The sequence below is a fragment of the Burkholderia sp. F1 genome (assembly GCF_050813845.1).
Classification (GTDB): domain Bacteria; phylum Pseudomonadota; class Gammaproteobacteria; order Burkholderiales; family Burkholderiaceae; genus Burkholderia; species Burkholderia ubonensis.
This window is the reverse complement of sequence record NZ_CP172422.1, coordinates 1,366,268-1,386,309: the sequence shown is the minus strand read 5'-3', so window position 1 is coordinate 1,386,309 and position 20,042 is coordinate 1,366,268. Positions and strand designations below refer to the sequence as shown.

13 protein-coding genes are annotated in these 20,042 nt (G+C 66.4%); 7 read left to right on the top strand and 6 right to left on the bottom strand.

The genetic code is table 11. The features are described from left to right. Positions 1-16: 16 nt before the first annotated feature. A complete protein-coding gene (locus ACFIMZ_RS25300) occupies positions 17-1,438 on the bottom strand; it encodes a PLP-dependent aminotransferase family protein (protein WP_431825022.1) in 1,422 nt (473 codons plus the stop codon). A gap of 158 nt (positions 1,439-1,596) precedes the next feature. Between ACFIMZ_RS25300 and ACFIMZ_RS25295 the strand changes: the two genes are divergently transcribed. The 5 genes from ACFIMZ_RS25295 (at position 1,597) to ACFIMZ_RS25275 (ending at position 7,621) form a co-directional block, all read left to right on the top strand. Next, entirely contained in the window at positions 1,597-3,921 is a 2,325-nt protein-coding gene (locus ACFIMZ_RS25295; RefSeq protein WP_431825021.1) for an FdhF/YdeP family oxidoreductase, read from the top strand. A 13-nt stretch (positions 3,922-3,934) separates the two neighbouring features. Further along, positions 3,935-4,852, top strand: a complete 918-nt coding sequence (locus tag ACFIMZ_RS25290) for a bestrophin family protein (protein ID WP_431825020.1) — start codon at positions 3,935-3,937, stop codon at positions 4,850-4,852. A 151-nt stretch (positions 4,853-5,003) separates the two neighbouring features. Next, entirely contained in the window at positions 5,004-5,333 is a 330-nt protein-coding gene (locus ACFIMZ_RS25285) for a hypothetical protein (protein WP_174959749.1), read from the top strand. Between the two features lie 235 nt (positions 5,334-5,568). Next, the gene (locus ACFIMZ_RS25280) at positions 5,569-5,913 is read left to right on the top strand and encodes a sugar ABC transporter ATPase (RefSeq protein ID WP_431825019.1); all 345 of its coding nucleotides are present in this window, start codon (positions 5,569-5,571) and stop codon (positions 5,911-5,913) included. 109 nt (positions 5,914-6,022) lie between these two features. Then, positions 6,023-7,621, top strand: coding sequence for an ABC transporter substrate-binding protein (locus tag ACFIMZ_RS25275; protein WP_431825018.1), 1,599 nt, complete (start codon positions 6,023-6,025; stop codon positions 7,619-7,621). A gap of 42 nt (positions 7,622-7,663) precedes the next feature. Here ACFIMZ_RS25275 and ACFIMZ_RS25270 read toward each other — a convergent pair whose 3' ends face one another. Continuing rightward, a complete protein-coding gene (locus tag ACFIMZ_RS25270) occupies positions 7,664-8,971 on the bottom strand; it encodes an Nramp family divalent metal transporter (protein WP_431825017.1) in 1,308 nt (435 codons plus the stop codon). Positions 8,972-9,046: 75 nt separating this feature from the next. Next, complete coding sequence (locus tag ACFIMZ_RS25265) at positions 9,047-10,303, bottom strand: oxalate decarboxylase family bicupin (RefSeq protein ID WP_431825016.1); 1,257 nt, start codon at positions 10,301-10,303, stop codon at positions 9,047-9,049. Positions 10,304-10,671: 368 nt separating this feature from the next. Between ACFIMZ_RS25265 and sapR the strand changes: the two genes are divergently transcribed. Together sapR and ACFIMZ_RS25255 are read left to right on the top strand one after the other, a co-directional pair. Continuing rightward, positions 10,672-11,553: a sap1 transcriptional regulator SapR gene (gene sapR, locus ACFIMZ_RS25260; RefSeq protein ID WP_431825015.1), complete on the top strand. Its 882-nt coding sequence runs from the start codon at positions 10,672-10,674 to the stop codon at positions 11,551-11,553. A gap of 148 nt (positions 11,554-11,701) precedes the next feature. Further along, the gene (locus ACFIMZ_RS25255; RefSeq protein WP_431825014.1) at positions 11,702-13,303 is read left to right on the top strand and encodes an ABC transporter substrate-binding protein; all 1,602 of its coding nucleotides are present in this window, start codon (positions 11,702-11,704) and stop codon (positions 13,301-13,303) included. Positions 13,304-13,411: 108 nt separating this feature from the next. Here ACFIMZ_RS25255 and tssF read toward each other — a convergent pair whose 3' ends face one another. From tssF to ACFIMZ_RS25240, 3 genes are read right to left on the bottom strand one after another with little or no spacing between them, the layout of a single operon-like run. Beyond that, positions 13,412-15,274 carry a type VI secretion system baseplate subunit TssF gene (gene tssF / locus ACFIMZ_RS25250; protein ID WP_431825013.1) on the bottom strand — a complete coding sequence of 621 codons (1,863 nt, stop codon included), beginning with the start codon at positions 15,272-15,274 and terminating at the stop codon, positions 13,412-13,414. Continuing rightward, positions 15,271-18,879, bottom strand: a complete 3,609-nt coding sequence (locus tag ACFIMZ_RS25245; RefSeq protein ID WP_431825012.1) for an ImcF-related family protein — start codon at positions 18,877-18,879, stop codon at positions 15,271-15,273. The genes tssF and ACFIMZ_RS25245 overlap by 4 nt, the downstream gene beginning before the upstream one ends. Then, a complete protein-coding gene (locus ACFIMZ_RS25240) occupies positions 18,827-19,999 on the bottom strand; it encodes a hypothetical protein (protein ID WP_431825011.1) in 1,173 nt (390 codons plus the stop codon). Before ACFIMZ_RS25240 ends, ACFIMZ_RS25245 begins: the two co-directional genes overlap by 53 nt. Positions 20,000-20,042 lie beyond the last annotated feature (43 nt).

The window sequence follows — 20,042 nt, the reverse complement described above, 5'->3', positions numbered from 1 at the left end:
CCCGGCCGGCGCGCGCTCACGCTTTCGCGCACTCCTCGGCCAGCCGCCCGAGCACCTTCAACGCCTGCTCGATCTGCGCCGACCACGGATAGCTGTAGTTCAGGCGGATGAAGTGCCGGAAATCGCCGCTGGTCGAGAACATGTGCCCGGGCCCGACGGTGATCCGCTGCGCGAGCGCCAGCTGGTACAGGCGCATCGCGTCGACCTGCGGCGGCAGCTCGACCCACAGCACGTAGCCGCCCTGCGGCTGCGACAGGCGCGTGCCTTCCGGAAAGAAGCGCCGCACCATCGCGCTCATCAGGTTCGCCTGCTGCGCGTACTGCTTGCGGATCCGCCTCAGGTGGAAGTCGTATCCGTCGTGCTTCAGGTATTCGGCGATCGCCAGCTGCTCGGTCACCGGCGTCGCGAGCGTATTCAGGAATTTCAGCTTCTCGACCTGATCGCGATACCGGCCCGGCATCGCCCAGCCGATCCGGTAGCCGGGCGACAGGCTCTTCGAGAACGACGCGCAGTGCAGCACGAGCCCGTCCCGGTCGAACGACTTCAGCGCGCTCGGCCGCGCGTCGCCGTAGTACAGCTCCTGGTAGACGTCGTTCTCGATCACCGGCACCCGGTGCTTCGCGAGCAGCTCGACGAGCGCGCGCTTGCGCGCATCCGGCATCAGGAAGCCGAGCGGATTCTGGAAATTCGGCATCACCATGCACGCGGCGATCGGCTCGCGTTCGAGCATCCGCGCCAGCGCGTCGAGGTCGATCCCGTCGCCCGGATGCGTCGCCACTTCGATCGCGCGCATGCCCATCCGCTCGATCGCGTGCAGCATCGCGTAGAACGTCGGCGATTCCACCGCGATCGTATCGCCCGGCTTCGCGACCGCCTGCAGGCACAGGTTGATCGCTTCCGTCGCGCCGATCGTCACGATGATCTCGTCGCGCTCCACCGTGATCCCGCTCTCCAGATAGCGCCGCGCGATCTGCCGGATCAGCTCCTGGTTGCCGGGCGGCAGGTCGTCGATCACGCCCCAGCGCGTGCGCCGGCGCGCGATCGTCTGCGCGTGCCGCGCGAGCCGCTGCACCGGAAACTGCGCCGCGTCCGGATACGGCGAGCCGAGCGGCACCGCGTCGTCGCGCGAGATCGAGCGCAGCGTCGACAGCACGAGCCGGCTCACGTCCACCGACGACGGCGCGGCCGTCGGCGTGGACGCATGCAACTCCGCGACGGCGGCCTGCGCCATGCGCGCCTTCACGAAATAGCCGGACTGCGGCCGGCTCTCGATCAGCCCGCGGCTTTCGAGCACCAGGTATGCGCGCAGCACGGTCGTGATGCTGAGCCGGTGCTGGCGGCTCGCCTGGCGCACCGACGGAATCCGCTCGCCCGGCCGGTAGACGCCGTTGTCGATCTGCGCCTCGAGATCGTCGGCCAGTTTGTCGTAGCGCTTCACGCGGGTTTCTTTCAAATTGCCTTCACACGTACAGTTCTGTACCGCATTGCGTCAGATTGCCGCAACTGTACTCTTTTTCGGAGTGAAAAGGTGTACACGCAGCGGGCGACGGGCCGCGCGTAACCTGCGTCCATCGCTTCCCCCCCGACACCCGCATCATGAAAAAGAAGCCCGCCAACGCACGCATCGAGCCGTACACCCATCCCGCCGCCGGCTGGGGGGCGCTGAAGGCCGTCACGATCAACCTGATCAAGGAAAAGGTCTCCGGCGGCAACTACCGCACGCTGTTCCGCCAGAACCAGCCGGACGGCTTCGACTGCCCCGGCTGCGCGTGGCCGGACCGCAAGCATGCGTCGACCTTCGAGTTCTGCGAGAACGGCGTGAAGGCCGTCGCGGCCGAGGCGACCAGCAAGCGCGTGACGCCCGAATTCTTCGCCGCGCACACAGTCACCGAACTGCTCGAGCAGACCGACTACGAGCTCGAACAGCACGGGCGCCTCACCGAGCCGATGATCTACGACGCGCGCACCGACCGCTACGTGCCGGTCGCGTGGGACGATGCGTTCGAGCTGATCGCCCGTCATCTGCGCGCGCTGCCCGACCCGAACCAGGCCGCGTTCTACACGTCCGGCCGCGCGAGCAACGAGGCGGCGTTCCTGTATCAGCTGCTGGTGCGCCGGTACGGCACGAACAACTTCCCCGACTGCTCGAACATGTGCCACGAAGCGACGAGCCGGGGGCTGCCGCCGTCGGTCGGCGTCGGCAAGGGCACGGTCACGCTCGACGACTTCGAGCTGGCCGACACGCTGCTGATCTTCGGCCAGAACCCGGCGACGAACCATCCGCGGATGATGGGCGAGCTGCGCGAATGCGCGAAGCGCGGCGCGACGATCGTGTCGATCAACCCGCTGAAGGAGCGCGGCCTGGAGCGCTTCGCGGACCCGCAAAGCCCGCTCGAGATGCTGACGATGTCGGGCACCAACATCGCGTCGACGTTCATCCAGCCGACGATCGGCGGCGATTTCGCGCTGATCAAGGGGATCGCGAAGCGCGTGCTCGAACTCGACGACGACGCGCGCAAGAACGGCGCGGCGCGCGTGCTCGACACCGCGTTCATCGCCGAGCACACGGCCGGCTTCGACGCGTTCGCCGCCGACCTGCGCGCTGAAAGCTGGTCGGCGCTCACCGCCGAGAGCGGCGTGCCGTACGAGCAGATCGACGGCCTCGCGCACCTCTATGCGCGCAGCGAACGCGTGATCGCGACGTGGGGGATGGGCCTCACACAGCACAAGCATTCGGTCGCGACCGTGCAGATGCTGACGAACCTGATGCTGATGCGCGGCAACATCGGCCGCCCCGGCGCGGGCCTGTGCCCGGTGCGCGGCCATTCGAACGTGCAGGGCAACCGCACGGTCGGCATCGAGGAAAAGCCGTCGCAGGCGTTCCTCGACCGGCTCGGCCAGGTGTTCGACTTCGAGCCGCCGCGTCATCACGGCTACGACGTCGTCGAGACGATCGAGGCGATGCTCGAAGGCCACCTGAAGGTGTTCATCGGCCTCGGCGGCAACTTCGCGATGGCGACGCCCGACACGCCGCGCACGTGGGAAGGGCTGCGCCGCTGCGACCTGACCGTGCACATCACGACGAAGCTGAACCGCAGCCATCTGGTCCACGGCCGCGACGCGCTGATCCTGCCGACGCTCGGCCGCACCGAGATCGACCTGCAGGACAACGTGCCGCAAGGCGTGACAGTCGAGGATTCGATGAGCATGGTGCACGTGTCGTACGGGATGAACAAGCCGGCGTCGCCGCACCTGATGTCGGAGACGGCGATCGTCGCGCACATCGGTCATGCGCTGTTCGGCAGCGGCAAGATCGACTGGCTCGCCTACAAGGACGACTACGCGAAAGTGCGCGACGCGATCGAAGCGACGCTCGACGGCTTCTACGACTACAACGCGCGCATCGCGAAGCCGGGCGGTTTCCACCTGCGCGTCGCGTCGCGCGACCGCGAGTGGCTGACGCCTACGGCGAAGGCGAACTTCATCGCGCACGCGCTGCCGTCCGACACGCCGATCCAGCGCGCCCGCGCGCTGCACGGCGAACGCCTGATGACGCTGATGACGACGCGCTCCCACGACCAGTACAACACGACCGTGTACGGGCTCGACGACCGCTATCGCGGCGTGTTCGGCCAGCGCCGCGTCGTGTTCGTCAACCCGGACGATCTGGCGATGCTCGGCCTGAAGGCGGGCGAATGGGTCGACATGGAGACGGTATGGCACGACGGCATCGAGCGGCGCGCCGACGGCTTCCTGCTCGTGGCCTACGATATTCCGCGCGGCTGCATCGGCGCGTATTATCCGGAGACGAACCCGCTCGTGCCGCTCGACAGCGTCGGCGACGTCTGCAACACGCCGACGTCGAAATCGGTGCCGGTGCTGCTGCATCGCGCCGCCGCGCCGGCGGCGCAGGCCGCCTGAAGGAGAACCCTCGATGATCGTCCGCCCCCGCGAGCACTGGCTGCGGATGCTGTTCGTCTGGAACGGCTCGGTGCTGCAGACGATCCTGCCGCAACTCGCGCTGACGCTGGCGATCAGCATCGTCGCGCTGTGGACCGGCGGGCGCGTGATGGGCGAGAAGGTGCCGCTGAACCCGACGCCGTTCACGCTGATCGGTCTCACGCTGGCAATCTTCGCCGCGTTCCGCAACAACGCGAGCTACGACCGCTATCGCGAGGCGCGGCATCTGTGGGGCGGCGTGCTGACCGCCGCGCGCACGCTCGCGTCGCAGACGCTCGCCTACCGCGTGTTCGACACCGACGGCGAACGCCGCGCGTTCATGCTCGCGCTGATCGCGTTCGTGTACGCGCTCAAGCATCAGCTGCGCGGCACCGACCCCGCGGCCGACCTGCGTGCGCGCCTCGACGACGCGACCTGCGCGCAGGTCGAGCCGCTGAAGTTCCGCCCGATCGCGATCCTGCATCGGCTGCGCACGACGCTCGCCGCGCGCGCCGACGCCGGCCGCCTCGCGGACACCCGCCTGTGGATGCTCGACGCGCGGCTCGACGAACTGGTCGCGATGGTGAGCGGCTGCGAGCGCATCGCGTCGACGCCGATCCCGTTCTCGTACGACGTGCTGCTGCACCGGACCATCTACGCGTATTGCATGCTGCTGCCGTTCGGTCTCGTCGATTCGATCGGCGCCGCCACGCCGTTCGTCACGGTGTTCGTCGCGTACACGCTGATTGCGCTCGACGCGATCGCCCATGCGATTGCCGAGCCGTTCGGCGCCGGCCCGAACCATCTCGCGCTCGACGCGATCACGCGGCAGATCGAGCGCACGCTGCTGGAACTGAACGGCGAACCGCTGCCGGACGAAGTGACGCCGGGCAAGTACTACCGCCTCCCCTGACCGTCGGCCGCGCCCCACCCAGCACCTGCGCCGCCCCGCGCGTAATAAACCCTCACAAACGATACAAACCGCCCGTCAACACGCGGGGTGCACGACCCGTTCTTGGGTCAGGCGCCGGAAATTCCTCCGCGCAACGACAGGAGAAAACACCATGCGAGCCCTCACCCGCCACCTCGCGATCGCCGCCACCCTGATGTCGGTCCTGACCGGCAGCGCGTTCGCGGACACGCCGTGGCAGAAAGCTCACCCGCGCCGCGAAGAGGTGAACCAGCGCCTCGCGAACCAGAACCGCCGCATCCACCACGAAGTCAAGGAAGGCGAGATGTCGCACGCGCAAGCCACGCGCCTGCACCGCGACGACCACAAGATCCGCCAGGAAGAGCGGGACATGGCAGCCCAGAACGGCGGTCACCTCACCAAGCCGGAACAGCGCGTGCTGAACCAGCAGGAAAATGCGGTCAGCAACAAGATCGGCCAATAAGCGCTCCGCCTCGGTGAACTTCGGACGCCCGCTGCCGCGTTGCGGCCGCGGGCGCTTGTTGTATCGAATCGTTTCAGCGCGCAATGCGCGTCACACCCTGCGGGTATACTTCGCCGTCAACCGCTTCCCGCATCCGCCGCGCCGCGCCGCGCGATGCCCGGCGGTTTCGTTGCGAAGCTTCGCGTTTCGCCTGCCCCGCGTTCCAGCCTCGACACGAGTGACACGACGACCGACCATGAAACGACTCCTGCTGCTCCTCCCCGCCGCCGCCGTGCTCGCCGCCTGCGGTTCCGCACCGACGTCCGACTCGTCCGGCTCGGCCGATTCCGGCGCAGGGGCGATGATCTACGTATCGTCGCAGCGCCCCGCCGATGCGATCGCCAACTGCCTCGACAGCCGGCTGTCGGACGTGCAGCGCTCGCACCACAACGGCGTGACCGACATCACGGTCGGTTCGCGCTCGTACTTCGTCACGCTCACGCCGTCCGGCGCCGGCTCGGTCATCAAGGTCGTGCGCGGCACCGCGAGCGAGCCGCCCGAGGAAGCGATGCGCTTCGCGATCGCGCGCTGCGCGATCTGATCCGGCGCGCCCGCGCGCGATTGCCCGATCCGCGCGCGCGCCGAATATTTTTACCCGGGCGTCCGTCGATGAGAGAATCGCACGACGATCTCTTTCCGACGGAGCCCGCATGAAGCATCTGCTGTCCAGGCTGTTCGCCAGCGCCACGCTCACCGCATTCACTGCGCTCGCGCCGATGGCGCCGGCCCACGCGGCGACGCCGCCCGGCATCTTCGTCGTCGCGACGCAGCTCGCCGAGTTCACGTCGCTCGACCCGAGCGTGATCTACGAGCTCGTGCCGTCCGAGTATGCCGCGAACACCTACGAACGGCTCGTGCGCGTCGACCTGAAGGACCCGACGCGCTTCGACGGGCAGATCGCGCAATCGTGGAGCGTCGGCGCGGACGGCGTCACCTACACGTTCAAGCTGCGCCCCGGCCTCACGTTCCATTCCGGCAACCCGCTGACCGCCGACGACGTCGCGTGGTCGCTGCAGCGCACCGTGCTGCTCGACAAGGGCCCGGCCGGCGTGCTCCGCGACCTCGGTCTCACGAAGGCGAACGTCGCGCAGAAGGTCCGCGCGCTCGATCCGCAGACCGTCGTGCTCGAAACCGACCGCAAGTACGCGCCGAGCTTCGTGCTCAACGTGCTGAGCGCCTGCCCGGCATCGGTGTTCGACCGCAAACTGCTGCTGTCGCGCCAGCAGGGCAACGATTTCGGCAGCGGCTGGCTGCGCACCAACGACGCCGGCTCCGGCCCGTACAAGCTCGTCAAGTGGACGCCGAACGAGAGCATCGTGCTGCAGCGCTTCGACGCGTACCGCACGCCGTATCCGATGCAGCGCGTCGTGCTGCGCCACGTGCCCGAGGCGTCCGCGCAGCGCCTGCTGCTCGAGAACGGCGACGCCGACGCGGCGCGCAACCTGAGCCCCGACAGCCTCGCCGCGCTGTCGAAGGCCGGCAAGATCAAGGTCGCCGCGTGGCCGGTGTCCGCGCTGCTGTACCTGAGCCTGAACACGAAGAACCCGAACCTCGCGAAGCCCGAGGTGCAGGAAGCGATGAAGTGGCTCGTCGACTACGACGGCATCCAGCGCAACATCGTCAGCACCAGCTACAAGGTTCACCAGACGTTCCTGCCGGAGGGCTTTCTCGGCGCGTCGAACGCGCGCCCGTACAGGCAGGACGTCGTGAAGGCGAAGGCGCTGCTCGCGAAGGCCGGGCTGCCGAACGGCTTCACGGTGTCGATGGACATGCCGAACGACTACCCGTTCCTGGAGATCGCCCAGGCGCTGCAGGCGAACTTCGCGCAGGCCGGCATCCAGGTGAAGCTGATCCCGGGCGACGCGAAGCAGGCGATCGGCAAGTATCGCGCGCGCCAGCACGACATCTTCATCGGCGAATGGTCGCCGGACTACATGGACCCGAACAGCAACGCGCGCGGCTTCGCGTGGAATCCGGACAATTCGGACCAGTCGACGACCAAGATGCTCGCGTGGCGCAACAGCTGGGACATCCCGCAGCTGACGAAGGACACCGAAGCCGCGCTGGCCGAGCCGTCGCCCGCGAAACGCGCGCAGCACTACGAGGCGCTGCAGAAGGCGGTGCTCGCGCGCTCGCCGTTCATCATCATGTTCGAGAAGGTCGTGCAGGTCGCGACGCGGCCGGGCGTCACCGGCCCGGAAATCGGGCCGATCAACGATCTCGTGTCGTACCGGACGCTGAAGAAGTAAGGCCCCTCGCCCGCGCGCCGGCGTCGCCGGCGCGCGGCGCGTTCAGTCGAGCGCCGCCCACACCAGGTACGCATTCAGCGCGACGATCACGACCGTCGCCGCGCTCGCCGTCACCCGCAGCGGCGCACGCATCGCGTGCGCGCCCATCACGTCGCCGCGCGCGGACAGCATCAGCAGCGCGATCATCGGCATCGGCAGCACGAAGCTCAGCACGACCTGGCTCAGCACCATCGCGTGCGTGACGTCGCACCCCAGCGCGACCACGGCGAACGCCGGCGCGACCGTCGCCGCGCGCCGCACCCACACCGGCATCCGGCGCCGGATGAAGCCCTGCATCACGACCTGCCCCGCCATCGTCCCGACGACCGAGCTCGACACGCCCGACGTCATCAGCGCGACGAGGAACAGCGCGCCCGCCGCCGGCCCGAGCACCGGAATCAGCGTGTGATACGCGTCGCCGATGTCGGTCATGCCAGGCGCGCTCCGGTGGAACGCCGACGACGCCATCATCACCATCGCGAGGTTCACGACGCCGGCCAGGCCGAGTGCGACGACCACCTCGCGATTCGAGAAGCGCACCAGCCGGCGGCGCTCGGCGTCGTCGCGCGGCGCGGTGCGGCCCTGCGTCAGCCCGGAATGCAGGTACAGCGTGTGCGGCATGATCGTCGCGCCGATGATGCCGACCGCGATCGTCAGCGCCGTGTGATCCGGAAGCTGCGGCACGACGAGATGGAAGGCCGCCGCCTGCCAGTCCTGCGGCGCGATCAGCAGCTCGCCCAGGTAGCAGGCGCCGATCACGCCGACGAGCGTCGCGATCGCGGCTTCCAGCGGCCGGAACCCGCGCTTCTCCAGCGCGAGGATCGCGCAGGTCGCGAACCCGGTCGCGACCATCCCCGCGAGCAGCGACAGATGGCACAGCAGCCCGAACGCGAGCGCGCCGCCGAGGAATTCGGCAAGATCGGTCGCCATCGCGGCGATCTCCGACGCGATCCACATCCCCCATACGACCGGCGCCGGAAAGTGTTCGCGGCACAGCTCGGCGAGGTTGCGCCCGGTCACGATGCCGAGCTTCGCCGACATTGCCTGGAACAGCATCGCGATCGCGTTGGCGGCGAGCACGACCCACAGCAGCCGGTAGCCGTACGCGGCGCCCGCCTGGATGTTGGTCGCGAAGTTGCCGGGGTCCATGTAGCCGATCGACGCGATCACGGCGGGACCGACGAACGGCAGCAGCGCGGCGGCGCCGGTGCGGCGCCCTTCCAGGGCGGCGCGCGCCGCGTGCTCGGTCCGTTCGGTGGAGAGGCCCGGCAGCGTGAGGCTGCCGGCGGGTTTGCTCGAAATGGGAAGCATGGTCGGGTTCCGTTCGAAAGAAGGAGGCGGCGGACGACGGAGGCGACCGGCGCGCCGCTTGCCGGTCGCGCCGGCTCACACGGGCACGACGTCCGGGCGGTTGCGCGGAATCTGCGCGATCACGTCGGGCGCGAGATTCAGGTGCGCCTCGACGAGCTGCGGCGGCGTATGCGCGAGCCAGTCGGACAGCGACACTTCCGCATAGCGCTCGGACTTGAAGATCTCCAGGAACACGAGATCGGTGTTGCCGGTGTTCTGCACGTAATGCCCGAGGCTCTTCTTCACGTAGCCGACGTCGCCCGCGCGGAAATCGGCGGTCTGCGCCTTCGGGCCCGTATCGAACACGGTCATGCGCGCGTCGCCCTGGATGTAGTACTGCCATTCGTCCGCGTTCGGGTGCCAGTGCAATTCGCGCATCCCGCCCGGATGCACGGTGACGAGTGCCGCCGAGACGGTCTTCGATACGTTGAAGTTGCTGCTGTCCGCGATCCGCACTTCGCCGCCGCGCGTCTTCACGACGGGCTTCAGGTCGCCGAGCGAGAAGATGAACGGATGCGGCGGCGCGCCGCGCGACGACGCGGCCGCGCGCTGCGCCTGCGCGAGCGGCCCCGGATCGTCGCCCTGGAAGATCCACAGGTTGTCGAGCGGGATGTTCCGGAACGCGTCGGCCGGCACGCCGAAGTTGCGCGCGAGCACGTCGGGCGGCGTATGCGCGATCCAGTCGGTCAGCAGCAGCGTATTGAATTCGGACGCGCGGCCGTTATCGAACGCGAGCAGGAATTCCGCGCCGTCGCGGCCGACGCCCTGCAGCGAATGCGGCAGGCCGGGCGGGAAATACCACAGGTCGCCCGTCTTCACGTCCTGCACCGACGGCCGCCCCTGCTCGTCGAGCACGGTGATCCGGCAGCGGCCGTCGAGCATGAACGCCCATTCGGCCTGCTGATGCCAGTGCATCTCGCGAATGCCGCCGCGCGTCAGCCGCATGTTGACGCCCGAAATGGTTTCCGAAATCGCGAAATCGTCTTGCGTGACTTCGCGCGCCCAGCCGCCGTTCTGAATGCGCTTATGCGCGTTATTGAACGACGCCCAGAATAACGGCATGCCGTTGATATCGGTCGCGGGCGGATCCTGAAACGACGGAAACTGATTGGCCAATGCCGGATTCTTCGGCCCCGGGTCGGTCAGGCTCTGGCGATTGCGCGCATTGACCGCGCCTTCCGGCGGGCTGTCCGGGTTGCCGAACGAGGCGGCCTTCGCGGTCACGGCAAGGCCGGCCGCCGCTACCGCGCCGGCCGTATTCGCGAGCATCTTGCGTCGGGACAGATTCGTCATGATTTCCTCTTCAGTTCTGCAATTAATCGAGTTCCCAGCGCGGGGCGATCATTCGTTTTCAGATTAACGAATGATTTGAATGACCCGCAACACAAGTTAAAAGCAAATCGAGGAAAAAATTAAATGAATAATTAAGATTGCCTCATGATTTAAACTGATCTCCTTTAAATTTGTAATAAATGATATTGGGTGCGGCGAATGAGAATCACGAAAACTGACGGATTGGCAGGCGATCGCGATGAATGGCAGGCCCGAACAGCCCGCTATCAACACCCATCACGCCATAGCTTTTTTAAGCTGGCGCGAATTATTTTGTCTTTGTCAGATGAATGACAGATCACGCCACGACGACAACGATCCAACAGCCGATGACCTGCGCGTTTGCCCGTACCGTCGAAGCCCGCTATGCCGAACTGACGCTGACTGCCAAGCGCATCGCGAGCTACATGCTCGCGAATCTCGACCGGCTCGGCCTCGAGACCGCTGACCAGATCGCGCAGCAGGCCGGCACCAGCGGGATTTCGGTCGGGCGCTTCCTGCGCAGCGTCGGCTACCGCAATCTCGACGACCTGAAGCGCGAATTGCGCGGCGGCGCCGACCGCCCGTGGATGATCACCGACCGGCTCGACGCCTACCGCCGCATCGCCGGCACGCCGCCGGGCGGCGCGGACGGCGATCGCCTGAACCCGCTCGCCGCATCGCGCGAGCGCGAGCTCGACGCGATCCGCCACGTGTACCGGCTCGCCGAAAGCCCGGCCTTCGCGCGCGTCGCCGACCGGATCGCGGAAGCCGACGCCGTGTTCATCCTCGGCATCCAGTCGACGCGCGGCATCAGCAACGCGTTCTGCAGCTACCTCGAATACCTGCGCCCGCGCGTGTTCTATTCGGACGGCCAGTCGGGCTCCTACGTCGACTCGCTGAACTCGGAATTCGAGCGGCCATACTGCGTCGTCACCGACACGCGCGCGTATTCGCGCGGCGCGCGCCGCTACTGCGAGGCTGCCGCCGAGCGCGGGCAGCCGTTCGCGCTCGTCACCGACCTCTATTGCCCGTGGGCGCGCGACTGGCCGTCCGCCGACCTGCTGCAGGTCAGGACCGACGTCGGGCAGTTCCGGGATTCGCTCGCGCCGCTCGCCTGCCTGTTCAACCTGCTGATCACGGCTGTCGTCGACCGCCTCGGCCCCGCGATCGACCGGCGCGTCGCGCGCAACCGCGAACTGCAGCGCACGTTCGATCAATTCGAATCCTGAGCCGCCTATGCACGCTCACCGCCCTGTCGAAACCACTACGAATTGCCCGGCTCGCGCGCGCTGCCGCAGCTCGACAACGCCGACAGCGGCCCGTCGCGCCTGATGTGATGCCCGTCCCCCTTCCCGTTCACCGACCGATGGAGCCCGCATGAAACCTCTGACATCCCGGCTCGCCGCAACCCTGGCCGCCGCGGCCGTCCTCGCCGCCGCACCGCTGTCCGCCGCACGCGCGGAAACGCCGAAGGACCTGTTCGTGATGGCCACGCTGCTGGACGAATTCACGACGCTCGATCCGGGCGAGATCTACGAGCTGGTGCCGGAGGAATACGTCGCGAACACCTACGACCGCCTGGTGCGCGTCGACCTGCGCGATCCGTCGAAATTCAACGGCGACGTCGCGCAATCGTGGACCGTGAGCCCGGACGGGCTGACCTTCACGTTCCGGCTGCGCCCCGGTCTCAAGTTCCATTCGGGCAACCCGCTGACGGCCGACGACGTCGCGTGGTCGATCCAGCGCACGGTCCTGCTCGACAAGGGCGCGGCTGCGGTGCTCGCCGGCATCGGCCTCACGAAGGCGAACGTGGTCGCGAACGTGAAGAAGCTCGACGACCTGACCGTGTCGGTCACGACCGACCGCAAATACGCGCCGACCTTCGTGCTGAACGTGCTCGGCGCGTGGCCCGCATCAGTGGTCGACCGCAAGCTGCTGCTGTCGCACCAGCAGGGCAACGACTTCGGCAACGGCTGGCTGAAGACCAACGAAGCCGGCTCCGGCGCCTACAAGCTCGTCAAGTGGGCGGCCGGCGACAGCATCGTGCTGCAACGCTTCGACGGCTACCGGCTGCCGCTCGCGATGAAGCGCATCGTGCTGCGCCACGTGCCCGAAGCGGCCAGCCAGCGCCTGCTGCTCGAAAACGGCGACGTCGACGCGGCGCGCGACCTGAGCCCCGACGACCTCGCGGCGGTCGCGAAATCCGGCAACGCGAAGGTCGCGCCGTCGCCGCAGGCGACGCTGCTGTATCTCGGCCTGAACACGAAGAACCCCACGCTCGCGAAGCCCGACGTGCAGGAAGCGCTGAAATGGCTCGTCGACTACGCGGGCATCCAGGGCCATGTCGTGAAGACGACCTACAAGGTGCACCAGACCTTCATGCCGGACGGCTTCATCGGCACGCTCGACGCGAACCCGTACCGGCTCGACGTCGTGAAGGCGAAGGCGCTGCTCGCGAAGGCCGGCGTGCCGAACGGCTTCTCGATCACGATGGACGTGCGCAACGACTATCCGTACACCGAGATCGCGCAGGCCATCCAGGCGAATTTCGCGCAGGCGGGCGTCAAGGTGCAATTGATTCCGGGCGACAACAAGCAGACGCTCGCGAAATACCGGGCGCGCCAGCACGACATCTACATCGGCGAATGGTCGGCCGACTACATCGATCCGCACAGCAACGCGCAGGGTTTCGCGTGGAATCCCGACAATTCCGACAGGTCGAGCTATAAAATGCTGGCCTGGCGCAACGGCTGGGACATCCCGCAGCTGACGAAGGACACCGACGCCGCGCTGGCCGAGCCGTCCGCCGCGAAACGCGCGCAGCGCTACCAGGCGATGCAGAAGGACCTGCTCTCGCGCGCGCCGTTCGTGATCCTGTTCGAGAAGGTCGCCCAGGTCGCGACCCGGCCCGGCGTCAGCGGGCTCGAGGTCGGGCCGATCAACGATCTCGTGTCGTACCGCAACCTGAAGAAGCAGTGAGCATTGGGGAAATGTGCATCGTGTCTTTCACCGACTGCCACGTCCCGCACGCAGAAACGGCCAGTGCGACGCCAGCCCCCACCGTGCATCGCATGATCCATGCTGCCATCAGAAAGGTGCCCCCTCGTGTTTCATGCGTGGATGGAGAATTTCGCTATCGTCCATGGCCAGCACCAGCCGCATCGAATAGTGGAAGCTCGCGTAGTGGCCCACGAACCGGCTCAAAACCTCGCCGAAAAGCGCTGCGTCGCCCGGCCCGTCGAATGCCTTCGCATCGAGCCTGACATGCATGCGGATTTCGCGATGCATATGTGCCCGTTCCAGCTCCTGATGTTCGGCAAGCCGCACATCCTCGATCGCGTCGATGCGCCGCATGATTCCGTCGTCGTCCGACCAGTCGTAGAGCATCAGCACCGCGCGCAGCGCCGGCGCACCGCCCTCTCGGATCGTGATCAACTCGTTTGCCCCGCCTGCCGTGAAGTGCCCGAGTACACGCACGTCGTACTCGGGATGGTGACGCGGCGGATAGAGCGGCAAGGTCGGCGCCGTCAGGTTGCGCACCGATGCGATGCCGGTAAAACCCGATACCGCCTCGGTAATCGTCGCCTCGGTCAGTGCCATGCGCGGCAGGCGTCCGTTATTCGCGAGCGCATGCACCGTCAGATACCGATCCGGCTCGGCCCGCCCTTCCTCCACAGCATCGTCATCCCGGCTGCGCCGATTCCACAGCTGGCCCGAGAGCGTTACCCAGAGTTCCCGCCCCGTTGCGCCGAAGCGGGTCGCGGCATGGAAATACCGTTCGGGCTTCTCGTAGCGCAACATCCAGCCGCGATGCCGGAAAGTCGTGAACGCGCGGTACGCATGGCGCGCGCTGTCTTCCGGATCGGAGGCGGTCACCGCAAGCACGTCATACGGCTCGACATGACCGGCTACGTCGGGCGGCACGCGGAGGCGGTGCTCCCGGTCGTGCCAGTCCGCAGGCTGCAGCGGCAACGCGTCCACCTCGAACAGATTGATTACGGGGGTGCAGAACAGGCGGAAGCTCTCGCGGCTGACCGGATGATCCCCGGGCACCCGTCCGTCCAGTTTGATCTCGAAGGTCATTCTCGATTCACCCGCAGGCAGCGTGGCCGCATCGAAGCCGCACAGGTCGACGAAGTGGAATTTCTGTGGAAACACAAAATACTCCAGCAGCGTCTGCTCACGGTCCAGACCCCGGTCACGCTCGGGATCGGCGACCGGCCACAGCCGCGCCGACGGTCCGAAGCCTGCCGCTTCGAAGCGCACTTCATCGAGCGCCTGCAGTTCGCCATTGCACACCGACGGCAGGCGCAGGCCGATCGATGCGACTTGATGCATCAACGCCGCGTACAGTGCGGCGGCGACTGGCCGGTCGCCGTGCAGGTACAGTCGGATTCGCGACAGGTCCACGTGCTCCCGCTGCTCGGCCAGCCCGAGCCTGAATTCAAGACGGATGACCGTGCGGCCGTCGGCACGTACCGCAGCAACCGCATCCTCCACTGCGAGCGGAAGCAATTGAACCGCTTGCGTCGTCCGGTAGAGGCACCGCACCTGATCAGGGCCAACGGGTGCCGAGCGCACCACGGCCCCAGCGGGGACCTGTGCGCCTGTTGAGGCCGCACTGCCGACGGGTGTGCATTCGATGATCGACAGTGATGGAATCGGTCGTGCCGCATGTTCGTACAGGTTGTCGATCAGCGGCTCGGTGATTTCGGGCATGCCGTCGTCGAGCTTCATGCGCAGGCGTCCCGCGAGCAGCGCGAACCCTTCGAAGGTCGCGCGAACACGCTCATCCACTTCACCGTAGCGCATGCCGAGGCGGCGCGCGACTTCGGGATGGGCTTGGGCAAATTCATCAGCCACCGCACGCAGGTAACGCATTTCCGCATCGAAATACTTGAGGAACGGATTCTCGTTCTCATGGGGAGACCGTTTCCACGGGGCATTCATGGTTGCATCTTCGGCGGCAAAGGTGGTGGGGACAGGAATGCCGGCTGGCTGCCGGCCTTGCCGACGACGAAGACTCGCTCCGGCATCCGGAAGCCCCGCAGCTTCAGCAGATCCAACGGTCCGGCACCGACCTGCGTTCGCAGCACATAACGCAGCGGTTCGTCGTTTGGCGCGTTCCACGTGAGCTGATAGCGTGTGCTGTCGAGCGGCTTCACGTCGGCCTCGCCCAACAAGCGCAGGAATGCCCAGTCGCCCGTCGAATCGAATGCCTGCCGCAATCCCGCGTCGACCGTCTGCCACGTCAGTCCCGCGTGCCCGTTCAGGCCATTGCCGGGCCATGTGAGCGGCGTCCAGCTTTCCTGCTGGTTGAAGTAGACGATCTGCTTGCCGTCCACCGACAGTTCCGAGCGCGTCACGTTTGGCGTCGGTAGCGCCATCATCCCGAAGCGCTCGCCCGCATCGCCCTGCAGATACAACTGGGCACCCACGGTCGACAACCGGCGCAGGCCTGAGAGGAACGTCGGATCGAACCGCAGCGCCTGCGGCGCCAATTCGTTCGGCACCCAGTGATCACCCTCCATCGTCAGCACGCCAGCCAGTTGCGTCGAGACGAAGCGCGCGATCAGGCCGGTGTCGGGCCGCACGTAGCGCCCGAGTTCGGCAAACGACGCATCGGCGTTTGTATCGAAGAACGGATACCGGCCATTCATGGCCGCGTTGAACGGCGCGACGACGCTTGCGCGCCACGCTTCGTTCAGGCTCGCTGCGGCCGGCTGCAGGATGGTCTGCCACGCTCCCTCGAGCGGCTGAGCGAATGCAGCACTGCCGAAGCCCGACCATGCAGCGCCGAGGCTTGCAGCCGTGAGCGCCGCATCGTCGCGGGCCTGCGAGAGGTCTGACAGCTTGCCCTGGAATACCGCCTGCGCGAGCGAGCGGGCCATCGTTTGCGCGTCGGCGCTGCCCGCGATCTGCTGCAGCTTCAGGCGCATCGTCGTCACGGCCGTCAGATAGCGCGACAGACTCACGCCGTTCAGCGCGATATTGGCGGGCGTGTTGCCCTTGCCGTTGCCGCCGGCTGGTGCGGTGCCGACGTCCCCCATCAGCGCAAGCAGCGGGCTGAATGGCTTGTCGAGAGGATTGACGGCCGGCGTGTCCGACTGCTCGTCACTGCCGATCAGGCTTTGCGCCTTGCGCACCAACGTGTCGGTCAGCGCCTGCGACGGGCGGCCCGCCTGCGCTTGATCTTGCACCGCCTTCATCAGCGCGATCAGCGGCGAGGTCTGCGCATCCGCGAGTCGGGACAACTGCTCGATTGCGCCATTCAGATTCGCCGCCGGTTGCCACTGGATGCTGTTGAGCATGTGCTGCCACGCAGCCGCGTATTCGGCGAAGTAGCGCGCAGTCAGGCGTTGCTTCAACTCCTCGGCCACGCGCTTCTCATCGATTGCCGCTGCCGTCTTGATGGTGCCCACCGAAAGCGCGTTGCCGATAGTCTGCGCCGACTGCGCACCGGTCAGCACCCAATCACCGCTCACGCGACGTTCGCTCGACGCCTTGTCGATCGCCGCTGCGATCATGCCGTCCCACGCAGCACGGGTATAGATGCCCGGCACCGTCTGCGCGGTCGTAAAAAGACCATGTGCATCCGCACCGGCGAGCAGCGTCGCCAGCGACGCATCCGCGTACTTGCCGCGCGCCGCATCGAGGATGTGCCGATATAGCACGTCGTCGCTGCCCGCCAGCCCGATCTGGTTGACGAGCGTCGAGCGCATCTGCGTGACAAGCTGCATCGAAGCGTTGATCCGCCAAGCCGGGTTTGCCTTGAGGTGTGTGGCCCAAAAACCTGCCAACTGCTGCGACGTATCGAGCCACTCTCCCGCGCGCATGCCGGCGGGCGCGGGCCATACGTCGAGCAGTTGGGTCTTGAGGAAAGGCGCGTCGGTGCGCGACGGATCGGCCAGCATCAGATAGGCCTTGAGGCGGTGATAGGCACGTGTCTGCGCGGCGCGGCTCTGCTGTTCGTCGTCGCGAACCTGCGAGAGCTGGGCAAGCTGGCCTTCCAGCGCCTGCGCGACCGGTTGCCGCAAGTTGCGTGCGGAGATCGTCCGATACGGCGACCACAGCGCGTCGAGCAGTTCATCGTTGCGCGACAGGCCCGCGCGCAGGTACCACGGCACCCCATGCTGCTGGCGGTATTCGAGCCGGCTGATCTGCTTCTGCAGCGCGAGTTGCGCGCGCAACGCCTGCGGCGTGCCGGGCGGAGCGGACAGCGCCACGTCGGCCGCCGTTTGCGCATCGCGAATCAGTACCCGATTGCCGATGCCGGACATCACCAGCATCACCGTCCATGCGATCGCCCCGAACAGTGCGCACGCCGCCAACACGTTCGGCCAGTAAAGCTTCGTGCGGCGGCCCCGATAACGGGGCACACCGGCGGCAATTTCCCGCCAGACCGGCAGCAGTGCAACCGGCTGTTCGCGTGTGACCACTTCCACCGGTATCGCCGGGGCGGACGGATCTTGTGCCTCATCGACTTCAGCGATCGGCACCGGAGTGGCGGATGCCCCCGGAAAGACCGGCACGAACATGATCCCCGTCGGCGGCGCTCGCAGCCACTTCGATGCGGCGAGTGCTTGCCAGCCTTCGATCATTCGCTCGCGTTGGTCGCCAAGGTATTTAGAGATCTCCAGTAGCCACGTGTACCAGTGAGGCTGGCCGCCCATGCGTACGCCAGCGTCCGCAGTCGTGTATTCGAGGTCACGCAGTCTGTCCAGCAGGTAGGTTCCGGCGGCTTTCATCTCCTTGCGCGAACTGCTCGGCACGAATGTCCCAACCGGATCGAACCGTTCGGGTCGATTGCCGCTTTTAGCCTCGACCGGATGTAGAAACGTGATCGGAGCGGCCCAGCCCAAATCGACGGCAATCGCCGAGAGCGAGCGAGGTAGATCGGGATCGGAATCGTTTGCGCGGGCCACCTGTACCAAGCCGTCGATCGGGCAGCGGCGGCGCAACTGCCGAATCTGACCGAGCCACTTCGCTGACTCGATCCCGTCCGGCGACGCATGTACCAGCACCGTTTCGTCCACGTGCATGACGCCCGCCTGCTTGAGGCCGGGCGCGACCTGATCGACGCGCTCATCCGTGCCGTTCACCAGTAGCCAGCGCAGGCGGCGGCGCCAGAACCAGCCGTGCGCGACGCGTAGTTCCTCGTAAAGACGCTGCAGCCGCGCGTCGCGCTTGGGCGGCTTGGGCGTCGTGGATGTTGTCCTCGTTCCACCCGTTTCAAGACGAAACAATCGGGCAGCGTTCGCATAGGCGCCCGTCGAGATCGAATACAGATGAGCGATCACGACAGCGACGAGTAACACCGGAATGCCGATCATTATCTGCATACGATGCGGACCATCTGCAATGCCGAGATGATCGCCATAAAACCAGACCAGCCAGAGCGCTACGACGGCAAGCACCAACGCGGCGAGAGGCAAGCCCCAGATCGCCACGCGGCTTGGCGCCGCGTTGTCGGCGGCAACGTGGCGCTCCATGTGCTGCAGGCTATTTTTGGATATCGACATGCGCGGAAACCGTTTGATCTTCGGATATGACATGGAGAATGGCCGACTGCAGACCATCGACGACAAGTTGCGGTCCGTCATCGGCACGAGCTTCGATGGCAGCGGCAATCGCCAACAAGCCATTGCCCGCGCAGGCGTCGCCGACAATTCGATCCAGCCGGCACTGCGCGGCATCTTTCGCGGCAGCCAGGAATCCGGCGGCATGCAAAGCCTCGTCGCACTTTTCAATCGGACGGGTGATCCACGCCCTCTTCACCACCGCCGCATCAGTCTTGCCGCAGATTGCGGCATCGGCGAAACCGTATTCGGGTTCGACGGCATCGCCGGCGATGGGCCGGCACAGCTTCGCTTTCCGGCTGACTTCCGACGGAAGCTTGAAATAACCTGCATCAAGCAATACGGCGGCACATCCCTCGGCGAAGCCTTCGTCAATGTCATCGTCGTACCACGCTGCCGCAATGACGAGAAGCGGACGGCGCTCGTGTGCATCAAGCCACGCATCGGCCGCCAGCAGTCCGTCGCTAGCTGACGCCGGCTGAACCGCCAGCGCGGGAAGCCCTGCCAGACGCATCGCATCGCGAACCTGGCCGAGACGCTGGTCCGCCACTTTCGGTTCGACCAGTACGCGTACTTGGGGCCAATAGGTCGCTTCGTATCGGGTCAGCGCCTGGATACTCTCGATCAACGGTTCAAGCGCCAAACGAATCATTTGAACGGCGGGTGCGATCTTTGCCGGTACAGGTGAATCATCTGTCTGGTCGTCCTCTTCATTCGTCGCGAACACGGCAGCCAGCAACGGATCGTCGTCCGCAAAGCGATTGCATAAAACCTTGCCTGAGCCGTGCCGAGGGGCCTGCTTCTTCAGGATCGGCTTTTTTGCTTCCAAAACTTCGGACAAGGATTTGCCCGCCAGCGGCAAGCAATAGCCTGCGCCGAGTACGTGCAGCGGGCGCTGTGCGAATCTGATTTTCTCCGCGAGCCAGTGAGCACGATGATGGTTGCGCCAGTACGCGCGATACCACAGCACTTCGTAGCCAGCGCGGCCGAAAACGAGCAGCACCAGGAACAGTCCGTTCGGCGCGCCGACAATCCAGCTCCAGAACTTGAGGCCGCTTGCTGGCTCGCCTTTCGGCCATGCAAGCAACACGATCACCGGGCCGAATACGTTGCAGACGAACCATGTACATGCCCATGGC